Source organism: Streptomyces beihaiensis (assembly GCF_026274175.1).
In the GTDB taxonomy this organism is placed as follows: Bacteria; Actinomycetota; Actinomycetes; order Streptomycetales; family Streptomycetaceae; genus Streptomyces; species Streptomyces beihaiensis.
Genome location: NZ_JAPHNL010000111.1, coordinates 1 through 9735, shown reverse-complemented (window position 1 = coordinate 9735; position 9735 = coordinate 1). Strand labels below are relative to the sequence as shown.

The 9735-nt window shown below is 73.1% G+C and carries 9 protein-coding genes; 6 read left to right on the top strand and 3 right to left on the bottom strand.

Annotation, left to right across the window (positions count from 1 at the left end):
- Together OFY01_RS12110 and OFY01_RS12105 are read right to left on the bottom strand one after the other, a co-directional pair.
- A partial coding sequence (locus OFY01_RS12110) for an ABC transporter permease subunit (RefSeq protein WP_266599104.1) occupies positions 1-2142 on the bottom strand: 2142 nt, incomplete at its 3' end.
- Between the two features lie 4 nt (positions 2143-2146).
- A complete protein-coding gene (locus OFY01_RS12105) occupies positions 2147-2740 on the bottom strand; it encodes a hypothetical protein (RefSeq protein ID WP_266599103.1) in 594 nt (197 codons plus the stop codon).
- A 144-nt stretch (positions 2741-2884) separates the two neighbouring features.
- On the opposite strand from OFY01_RS12105, the gene OFY01_RS12100 reads away from it, so the two are divergent.
- The 4 genes from OFY01_RS12100 to OFY01_RS12085 all read left to right on the top strand — a co-directional run bounded on the left by OFY01_RS12100 (position 2885) and on the right by OFY01_RS12085 (position 6994).
- Positions 2885-3448, top strand: a complete 564-nt coding sequence (locus OFY01_RS12100) for a hypothetical protein (protein WP_266599102.1) — start codon at positions 2885-2887, stop codon at positions 3446-3448.
- Positions 3423-4730 (top strand): ABC transporter substrate-binding protein, encoded by a 1308-nt coding sequence (locus tag OFY01_RS12095; RefSeq protein WP_266599101.1) that lies wholly within the window; start codon positions 3423-3425, stop codon positions 4728-4730. Before OFY01_RS12100 ends, OFY01_RS12095 begins: the two co-directional genes overlap by 26 nt.
- Before the next feature lie 138 nt (positions 4731-4868).
- Positions 4869-6128, top strand: coding sequence for a glycosyltransferase family 4 protein (locus OFY01_RS12090; protein WP_266599100.1), 1260 nt, complete (start codon positions 4869-4871; stop codon positions 6126-6128).
- A gap of 80 nt (positions 6129-6208) precedes the next feature.
- Positions 6209-6994 (top strand): hypothetical protein, encoded by a 786-nt coding sequence (locus tag OFY01_RS12085; RefSeq protein WP_266599106.1) that lies wholly within the window; start codon positions 6209-6211, stop codon positions 6992-6994.
- On the opposite strand, the gene ctaD is transcribed toward OFY01_RS12085, so the two are convergent.
- The gene (ctaD, locus tag OFY01_RS12080) at positions 6991-8700 is read right to left on the bottom strand and encodes an aa3-type cytochrome oxidase subunit I (RefSeq protein ID WP_266599098.1); all 1710 of its coding nucleotides are present in this window, start codon (positions 8698-8700) and stop codon (positions 6991-6993) included. The two genes, OFY01_RS12085 and ctaD, sit on opposite strands and share 4 nt — an antisense overlap.
- A 379-nt stretch (positions 8701-9079) precedes the next feature.
- Here ctaD and OFY01_RS12075 point away from each other — a divergent pair, with 379 nt between their 5' ends.
- Both OFY01_RS12075 and OFY01_RS12070 read left to right on the top strand, forming a co-directional pair.
- On the top strand, positions 9080-9295 hold the full coding sequence (locus OFY01_RS12075; RefSeq protein ID WP_266599096.1) for an I78 family peptidase inhibitor: 216 nt from the start codon (positions 9080-9082) through the stop codon (positions 9293-9295).
- 159 nt (positions 9296-9454) lie between these two features.
- Positions 9455-9735: hypothetical protein (locus OFY01_RS12070; protein WP_266599107.1), on the top strand; the 281-nt coding region annotated here is incomplete at its 3' end.

The following is a 9735-nucleotide window of genomic DNA, read 5'->3' as shown; positions in this document are numbered from 1 at the left end:
CGACCACACCTGGCCCGCGCGCCACGTGGACATGGGCAACCCGCACGCGGTGGCCTTCGTCGACGACCTCGCCCAGGTCGTGCCCGCCTCCCGCGTCGGGCCCGCTCCTTGCGTCGTGCCTCGCCCCCGGGTCGTGCGCGCCTCCCGCGTCGGGCCCGCTCCTTGCGTCGCACCTCGCCCCCGGGTCGTGCCCGCCTCCCGCGTCGGGCCCGCTCCTTGTGTCGTGTCTCGCGCCTGCGTCGTACGTCGCTCCCGGGTCGTGCCCGCCTCCCGCGTCGGGCCCGCTCCTTGTGTCGTGTCTCGCTGCCACGTCGCACCTCGCCCCCACGCAGCGCCCGCCCCCCAGGTCGCGCCCGCCCCCGTCGTGCCTCGCCCCCACGTCGCACCCCGTCCCGCAAGCACCGCGAGCGCCCCCACCACGGCCGCCGCCACCCCGCCCGCCGCTCCCGCGCCGAGCCCCACAAGGAGTGCCGCCGCGACCATCGCGCCCAGCGGGCTGTCCGCCCCGAGCACGACCACCGCCGCGAACCACAGGAGGCCGCGTACGGGGTCGTACGCGCCCGGGTCGAAGGCCCGTACGCCGAACGTGAGCAGCCCCCCGCCGAGCGCGGCGAGCCCCGCCCCGACCACGAACACGCCCACCTTCAGCGCGGGCACCGCGACCCCGGCCGCCGTCGCCCCGGCCTCGTGGTCGCGCATCGCGGCGAGGGCCCGCCCGACCCGGCCGCGCCGGATCAGCGCCACCACACCCGACGCCCCCGCGAGCAGGACGAGTTCGAGGACGTAGTAGACGCGGTCGTCGGTGAAGCCCGCGGGCCGCGCCGGCGCGAGCCCCGACACCGCGTACGGCTGGGCGAAGACGAACCGGCTCACCCCCACCCCGACGGCGAACGTGGCGAGCGCCAGAGAGAGCCCGTGCCGCCGGATCGCGGGCACCGCCGTCACCAGGCCGAGCGGCGCCACCAGGACCACCGCGACCAGCAGCGCCGCCAGACCGGGCAGCCGCGGCAGACCGGGGAACCGCCCCGCCGCGAGGAGCGCCGCGAACAGCCCGCCGAGCCCTGCGAACGCGCCCTGCCCGAGCGCCGGCTGGCCCGCCCGGCCGGTCACCAGGACGAGCGAGAGCAGGACCAGGGCGAGAGCCGGTACCTGGACCGCCGTCTGCAGGTCCGAGCCCGCCAGGCCCAGCGGCAGCAGGAACAGCACCGCCGCGACCGTCCACACGCCGGGCCACGCGGACAGCGCCCGCCGCGTCACGGCCCGAGGGGGGTGCGCGGACTGCCCTTCGTCGCCGCCGATCCCCGGCAGGGCGAGCGCCGCGACGAGCAGCGCCACCACGAAGAGGTTCGCCCCGACGGCCTGGAGCAGCGGCGCCCGCCACCCGACCGGGTGAAGCCGGGTCAGCTGGCTCTGCGCCACCCCGATGCCGAGCGCCACGACGACCGCCACCGACAGGAACCGCATCCGCGCCGCCACCGCGACCGCCAGCACCTCCATGACCAGCAGCGGCAGACCGTAGGGGTCGAGGCGCACCGACGGCGCGAGCAGTACCCCGGTCAGGCCCGCCGTGAACGCGCCGAACGCCCACCCGACCGCCGCGACCCGGTCCGCGTCGATCCCCGCGAGCCGGGCCAGCGCCCGGTCGTCGACGACCGCCCGCAGCTCCTCGCCGAACCGGGTGAGCCGGGTCACCGCCCACACCGCCGCCGCGAGCGCCCCGACCACCGCGAGCTGTCCCCACGGATAGGCCCTGATCAGCGTCGGCGCGTCCTCCCGCGCACCCGTCCCCCACAGCAGCGCCGCCGCCCCGACGAGCAGCACGAACACACCGATCGACGCGACGAGCGTGCGCGCCGGATCGTCGCCCGACGTCGCGAGCGGCCGGAACACCCAGCGCTCCAGGGCGAGCCCGATCGCGGGAGCCGCGACGAGCAGCACCAGCGCGGCGCCCGCCCACAGCGGCACGCCCCACACGACCACGAACTGGCGCAGCAGATACGCGCAGAGCATCGCGATGGCGCCGTGCGCGAAGTTGAGCACGCCCGTCGCCCGGTAGGTGACGATCAGGCCGATCCCGGTGAGCGCCGCCGCCGAGCCCACGAAGAGACCGGCGAGCGTGAGGTCGTACGTCAGTGAGGCCACGGCCTCAGTCCCCGGTACCGGTGGGCCCGGCGTCGCCCTCGGCCCCGTCTCCGGCCTCGGTCCCGGCCCCGCCTGCGTCCCCGCTCCCGTCCGGCGGCTCGCAGACCGGGCACGGGCGCAGCCCGCCCGCCGCGAGTGCGGTCGCGTCGACCGGCACGGCGTGCGGTTTGCCCTCGACGAGCGGGCAGTCGGCGCGGTGCCACAGGCTTCCGCCGGGCACCCGCAGGAGGGTGTCGCTCGACGGCACCGGGGCCGCGGGACCGCCCGCCGCGCCCGCCTCGCCCCGCCGGTCCGCCCCGACGGCGCCGAGCAGTTCGTACAACTCGTACAGCTCGGCCGTACGCGCCGCCCCCAGGCCGTCGCGCCCGTGCGTGAGCAGCACCGTGCCCGCGACGATCAGCGCCGCGCCGGGCGCCGTGCACGAGGCGAGGTAGGGCACCTGCCGGGCCACGAACCGCTCGCCCGACACCCCGTACCAGCCGGCCACACACAGCACCGCCCCGGCCGCCAGGGCGCCGAGCGCCACCCACAGGGCGGGCCGCGCGGGGCGGGGCGGAGCCACCCGAGGCCGGGCGAAACGTGGCCGGGCGATCCGCATCGATGGCTCCCACGGGTGACGTCGCTGTCTGCCGGTGTCGGGGCGGGCCGTGGCCCGCCGATCGCTTGCACTATGCCCTGCGCGGACCGACCCTGAAAGCACCGGGCCCAGGACAGGCCCGGACGACACCCGGTGGTGAGCCAGATGGTTCTCGTGAGCTTGCCCGGAGCGGGCCGCGGGCGCGGCGCCGTACTCGCGCTGACGGCCGTGCTGGCCCTCGGACCCGCCGTCGCCGCGTGCGGCGGCGGCAGCGGATCGGGCGGCGGCAGCCCGAGCCCGTCGCAGTCTCCCTCGGCGCCGCCCCTGCCCTCGCCCTCACGGACGCCGTCGCCGAGCGGGACCGCGCCCGCCGACAAGGCGGCCGCGACGAAGGAGATCAAGGCCAACTGGAAGAAGTTCTTCGACCCCTCCACGTCCCTCAAGGACAAGGAGAGCGTCCTGCAGAACGGCTCCGCCATGGCGCAGGTCCTGCGGGGCTTCAACGGAGACCAGCGCGGCCGCCAGGTCTCGGCGGCCGTCGGCACCGTCACCTTCACGTCGCCGACCGCGGCCGACGTCACGTACTCGCTCTCCCTGAACGGCTCCACGGTCCTGCCGGACGCCAAGGGCACCTCCGTGAAGCAGGACGGCACCTGGAAGGTCTCGGACAAGACGCTGTGCGCCCTGGTGCAGCTGAGCGGGAATGCGTCGCAGGTCCCGGGCTGCTGAGGCAGCCGTCGCGGGGGCCGCAGGGCTCGCACTCCTCGCGGTCGCGGCCTGCGGCTCGCGGCTCCCGGAGCGCGACTTCGAGCAGGGCACGGGCGGTCGTACGCCCACGGGGGCGGCCTCGCCGCTGCGGGTCGGCATCATCACCAGCGCCACCAGCCCCGTCGGCGGCTCCACCTTCGTCGACACGCGCGACGGCGCCCAGGCGTACTTCAGGCGGCTCAACGCGCGGGGCGGCATCGACGGGCACCGCGTCGAGGTGCACCTGTGCGACGACGGCGGCAGCGGCCTCGGCAACAACACGTGCGTGCACCGGCTGATCGACGAGCAGAAGGTCGTCGCGCTCGTCGCCACGACCTCCCTCGACTACGCGGGCGCCCCCCGGGTCTCCGCGGCGGGCGTGCCCGACATCGGGGGCCAGCCGATCGGCGACGCCTACGACACCTATCCGCACCTGTACGGGATCTACGGCAGCCTCGCCCCGCGCCACGGCACCCCGGGCTGGGGCGGCAAGCTGTACGGCGGCACCGAGGTCTACCGCTACTTCAAGCGCGAGACGGGCGCTCGCACCGCGGCCGTCGTCTCCTACAACCAGGCGGCGTCGGCCTCGTACGCCCGCCTGGTCACACGCGGCCTGAAGGCCGAGGGCTACAAGGTGGTGCCCGAACAGGTCGACTTCGCGCTGCCCGACTTCCGAGCCGTGGCCGCCGACCTCAAGCACCAGCACGTGGACCTCGTCTTCGACGCGATCGACGCGCACGGCAACGCCCGCCTGTGCAAAGCCATGGACGACGCCGAGGTCCGCGTCACCGCGAAGGTCACCAACGTGCAGAACTGGCGCTCGACCGTCGCCACCGACTACAAGGACGCCCCGCACTGCCGCGCCTCCCTCTGGGCGACGGGTTCCAGCCGCAACTACGAGGACACCGGCCACCGAGCCGTCCGCGCCTTCCGCGACGCCACCAAGGACCTCAAGGTGCACTCCCAGTGGCAGCTGGAGGGGTGGGCGGCGGCGATGTGGTTCACCGACGCCGCGCGCTCCTGCCTGCGCTCCGGTCCGGACGTCACCCACGCCTGCCTGGAACGGTTCATGAACCGCAGCGAGCCGTACACGGCCGACGGACTGCTGCTGCCCGTCGTCTTCGAGCACCTGGCCAAGCCGCCCAAGACCCGCAGAGCCTGTCTCTCGGTCGCCCGCTGGACCGACGGCAAAGGCTGGGTCACCCAGCACGGCGGCATGAACCACACGTGCTTCGACGTGCCACAACTCGCCTACCGGCCCTGACGGGAAAACCACCCGCACGCAGGGCAACCCTTGGCCGGGCATCCCCGTCTAACCCCCTGGCAGGTGGAGCACCCGGAGCGAAACGACCGCTTGTTGCCACGGGGTGCGGTCCGCACGGGAGCCGGGACACGGGGACGTATGCATATCTCTTTCCTGATGCACAACGCGTATGCGATCGGGGGCACGATCAGGACGACGTACAACCTCGCCGACCAACTGGCCGAGCAGCACGACGTGGAGGTCGTCTCCGTCTTCCGCCACCGCGACGAGCCGGTCTTCACGCCCGACCCGCGCGTGCGCCTGCGCCACCTCGTCGACCTGCGCAAGGACGCACCCGGCTACGACGGCGACCACCCCGACATCAAGCGGCCCGCCACGTCCTTCCCCAGCCACGAGGGGCGCTACGAGCAGTACAGCGCCCTCACCGACCGGCGCATCGCCGAGCACCTCGCCGCCGTCGAGGCGGACGTCGTCGTCGGCACCCGCCCCGGTCTCAACGTGCACCTGGCCACGCAGACCCGGCGCGGCCCGCTCCGCGTCGGCCAGGAGCACCTCACGCTCGGCACGCACTCCGCCGGACTCACCCGCCGGCTGCGCGCCGTCTACCCCCGGCTCGACGCGCTGACCACCACCACCGAGGCCGACGCCCGCGCCTACCGCGACAGGATGCGGCTGCCCGGTGTCCGCGTCGAGGCCATGCCCAACCCGGTGCCCGCCCCGCGCGTCGCCCCCGCCGACGGCACGGGCAAGTGGGTCGTGGCGGCCGGCCGGCTCGCCCCCGTCAAGCGGTACGACCTGCTGGTCAAGGCGTTCGACACGGTGCGCGCCGAACGGCCCGACTGGCGCCTGCGCATCTACGGCGGCGGCAAGCAGAAGGACAAGCTGCGCCGCCTCATCGACCGGCGCGGCCTGTACAACCACGTCTTTCTCATGGGCCCCGCCCACCCCATCGAGCCGGAGTGGGCCAAGGGATCGCTGGCCGCCGTGACCTCCACGTTCGAGTCGTTCGGCATGACGATCGTCGAGGCGATGCGGTGCGGTCTGCCCGTCGTCTCCACTGACTGTCCGCACGGCCCGGGCGAGATCATCGACGACGGGGTGGACGGCCGCCTCGTCGGGGTCGGCGACGTCGACGCGATCGCCGCGGGCCTCCTGGAACTCATCCACGACGACGGCCGGCGCCAGGAGATGGCCGCGCGCGCCCTGTCCGCCTCCGCCCGCTTCGACCCGGCCCGGATCGCCGAGCGCTACGAGGACATGTTCGCCGCGCTCACGCCGCGCGGCGCCGTCGCGGGCCTGCTGCGCCGGGCGCGCGGCTCGCTGTTCGGCGGCGTCCACGCCGCGCGCGACGCCGGCCGTTCCGCTCTCGGATCCCTGGGGAAGGGACGCACCGCATGACCACGGCCGCCGACACCGGCACGCCCCCCGGCACGACACCCGCCACCACCACGAAGACCACCGAGGACGGGACCGCCCGCATGGCAGCACCGCGCGCCGACTGCACCGCCGACTCCGCCGGAGGACTCACCTTCGACGTCTGCGACCACGGCGCGCCCGAAGCGGCCCACCTCGTGCTCGTCCACCGCACCGGCGGCGACGAGGTCCGCCTGCCGCTCACCCCGGTCAGCCACCAGCGGCTGCGTGCCTCCCTGCCGATGAGCGTCACCCTGCCCGAGGGCCGCTGGGACGCGTACGTCCAGGTGGCCGGCGAGGAGCCGGTGCGTCTGGCGCCCGGCCTCAACGATCTGCGCTCGCTGGTCGACCGCGCGCCCAGCGGGGCGCGCGGCTACGTCGCCGTCCGCATCCCGTACGCCACCAAGCACGGCAACCTCACGGTGCGCAGCTGGCTGCGGGAACCGCACGCCGAGGCCGGTGACCTTCTCGTCGCCGACGGCGAACTGACCGTTCACGGCCGTCTGTACGGCACCGGTTTCACCGCCGAGGCCGACGCGGAGATACGCCGCCGGGCGGCCGGCGGACCCGCGCTGCGGCCCGAACTGACCGTCAGCGGCGACGATTTCACGCTCCGCATCGGCTACGACGAGCTCGGCGCGGGCGAGTGGGACCTGTGGCTGCGCCCCGGCGGCCCCGAGGGGCCCGAGGTGCGGCTCGCCCGCCTCCTGGACGACGTCGCCGACAAGAAGCCGATCTTCACCTACCCCGTGACGCGGGTGCCGGGCGCGGCGGGCGGCGAACTCGCCGCCCAGCCCTGCTACACCCTCGACAACGACCTCTCGGTCTCCGTCTCCCTCCGCGCCGTCTAGGACTCGTCCGGCGCGGCCGGCTCCTGCGGCCGGCGCGCCGGCCGATCGGGTTCCGGGAACGTCGCGTACTCGGGGTGGTGCAGGTCGAAGGCGGGCGACTCCGAGCGGATGCGCGGCAGTGTCGTGAAGTTGTGCCGCGCCGGCGGGCAGGACGTCGTCCACTCCAGGGAACGGCCGAACCCCCAGGGGTCGTCGACCTCCACCTTGGTGCCGTACCTGGCCGTCTTCCAGACGTTGTAGAGGAACGGCAGCGTCGACATGCCGAGCAGGAACGCGCCGATGGACGAGATGGTGTTGAGCGCGGTGAACCCGTCCGCCGCCAGGTAGTCGGCGTAGCGGCGCGGCATGCCCTCGGCGCCCAGCCAGTGCTGCACCAGGAACGTGGTGTGGAAGCCGAAGAACAGCGTCCAGAAGTGGATCTTGCCGAGCCGTTCGTCGAGCATCTTCCCGGTGAACTTCGGCCACCAGAAGTAGAAGCCCGCGAACGTGGCGAAGACGACCGTGCCGAACACCACGTAGTGGAAGTGCGCCACGACGAAGTACGTGTCCGACACGTGGAAGTCCATCGGCGGCGAGGCCAGGATGATGCCGGTCAGGCCGCCGAACAGGAACGTCACGAGGAAGCCGATGGACCACAGCATCGGCGTCTCGAAGGAGAGCGAGCCCTTGAGCATCGTGCCGGTCCAGTTGAAGAACTTCACGCCCGTGGGCACCGCGATCAGCAGCGACATGAAGGAGAAGAACGGCAGCAGCACCCCGCCCGTCACGAACATGTGGTGCGCCCACACGACCAGGGACAGGCCGGTGATCGACATCGTCGCGCCGACCAGCATGGTGTAGCCCCAGATGGGCTTGCGGCTGAAGACCGGGAGGATCTCGCTGATGATCCCGAAGAACGGCAACGCGATGATGTAGACCTCGGGATGGCCGAAGAACCAGAACAGGTGCTGCCACAGCAGCGCGCCCCCGTTCTGCGGTTCGAAGACCTGCGAGCCGAACCTCCGGTCCGCCTCCAGGACGAGCAGCGCCGCCGCGAGGACCGGGAAGGCGAGCAGCACCAGGATCGACGTGAACAGCGTGTTCCAGGTGAAGATCGGCATCCGGAACATCGTCATGCCGGGCGCCCGCATCCCGATGATGGTCGTCAGGAAGTTCACCGAGCCGAGGATCGTGCCGAACCCGGCGAGCGCGAGGCCCATGATCCACATGTCGGCGCCGACACCGGGGGAGCGGACGGCGCTGTTGAGCGGCGCGTACGCGAACCATCCGAAGTCCGCAGCCCCGCCGGGCACGACGAGCGAGCCGAGCACGATCAGCCCGCCGAAGAGGAACAGCCAGTACGAGAGCATGTTCAGGCGCGGGAACGCCACATCGGGCGAGCCGATCTGCAGCGGCATGATCTCGTTGGCGAACCCGGCGAACGACGGTGTCGCGAACAGCAGCAGCATGATCGTGCCGTGCATCGTGAAGAGCTGGTTGTACTGCTCGTTGCTGAGGAACTGCAAGCCGGGGCGTGCCAGTTCGGCGCGCATCAGCAGTGCCATGACCCCGCCGACCAGGAAGAACGCGAACGACGTGATCAGATAGAGGTGGCCGATCTTCTTGTGGTCGGTGGTGGTCAGCCAGTCCACGATCACCCGGCCCGGCTGCCGCACGCGTACCGGCCGAGCCGCCTCCGGTCCGGCCGTGACGTCCGTCGTTCCCATCGCTTGCCCCCTCGCTGAAACACGCGCCTCGGGCCTGCATCGGACGCAGGCCATGATGCGCGCGGGGGCGGGGTCGACGACAGGGGGCGTACCACGCTTTCTGCCCCAGTTGGCAATTTCCTTACGGTCCCCAACGGGCGTTCGGGGCCGCCGAATTCGTCAAGATGGTCGAATTGGGTGAGGCAGCTGCGGCAATGTGTGCGACCCCGTGTGCCGTTCTGCCCGGGGTTGCGGAATTCCACCGGATGGGTGCGCGGCGCCATCAGTAAGAAGTGCGTAAGAACAACACAACCCCTCGATCGTGTGAGCAAGTCCGGAGTAATCGGCCGTCGTGATCTTGTGACGAAAGCGTGACCGTACAGACTGCTACGGTGGGCGTATGGCACCCATTCCGACCCCTCCCGCGGACCCGGACGACAATCCCGAGGCGTATGTCGGACTCGACGCCGATGGCGCCGAGCGGCAGGCCCGCGAGCGCGGCTGGTCCACCGTCAGAGCGCTGGCGCCGGGGACGATCGTCACCATGGAATACCTCGCCGGGCGGCTCAACTTCGAGGTCGACAACGGCACCGTGCGGCGCTGCTGGAAGGGCTGAGCCGAGGACCGAACCGTAAGGAGGCGAGGTCCGCGGACCGCGGGCGCGCAGAGTCGTGCGAAGGCCCGGAACCTGACATCAGGTTCCGGGCCTTCGCCGTGCGGGGGTGGTTGTGCGTACCGATCCCCGCCGTCCGTGGCGCGCGGCGCCTAGGACACCGTGCGGGCCGAGGGCGTGGTGCGCGGCACCCGCTCGCCCGGCGGGCGTCGGCTGCCCGCGGGAGTGACCGGGCTGCGCTCCGCGCGCGTGGTGTGCGGGCCGGGCGCGAGCAGCGCCGACGGCGACCGGCCGCCCGAACGCGCGGCGCCGACCGGCTCGCGGGCGCGTACGTCCGTCTCGGACGGCGCCGGGGCGAGCGGCCTGGCCGGTGTCGCCGTGCGGTGGCACGCCGTCCACCCGGAGTTCGACATCGTCCGCGACCCCGCCTGGCTGGCCGTGAA

Coding starts and splice junctions, on each gene's coding strand:
- ctaD (WP_266599098.1), bottom strand. CDS start 8,700: ATGGGAACGACGGACGTCACGGCCGGACCGGAGGCGGCTCGGCCGGTA.
- OFY01_RS12105 (WP_266599103.1), bottom strand. CDS start 2,740: ATGCGGATCGCCCGGCCACGTTTCGCCCGGCCTCGGGTGGCTCCGCCC.
- OFY01_RS12075 (WP_266599096.1), top strand. CDS start 9,080: ATGGCACCCATTCCGACCCCTCCCGCGGACCCGGACGACAATCCCGAG.
- OFY01_RS12095 (WP_266599101.1), top strand. CDS start 3,423: ATGCGTCGCAGGTCCCGGGCTGCTGAGGCAGCCGTCGCGGGGGCCGCA.
- OFY01_RS12090 (WP_266599100.1), top strand. CDS start 4,869: ATGCATATCTCTTTCCTGATGCACAACGCGTATGCGATCGGGGGCACG.
- OFY01_RS12100 (WP_266599102.1), top strand. CDS start 2,885: ATGGTTCTCGTGAGCTTGCCCGGAGCGGGCCGCGGGCGCGGCGCCGTA.
- OFY01_RS12085 (WP_266599106.1), top strand. CDS start 6,209: ATGGCAGCACCGCGCGCCGACTGCACCGCCGACTCCGCCGGAGGACTC.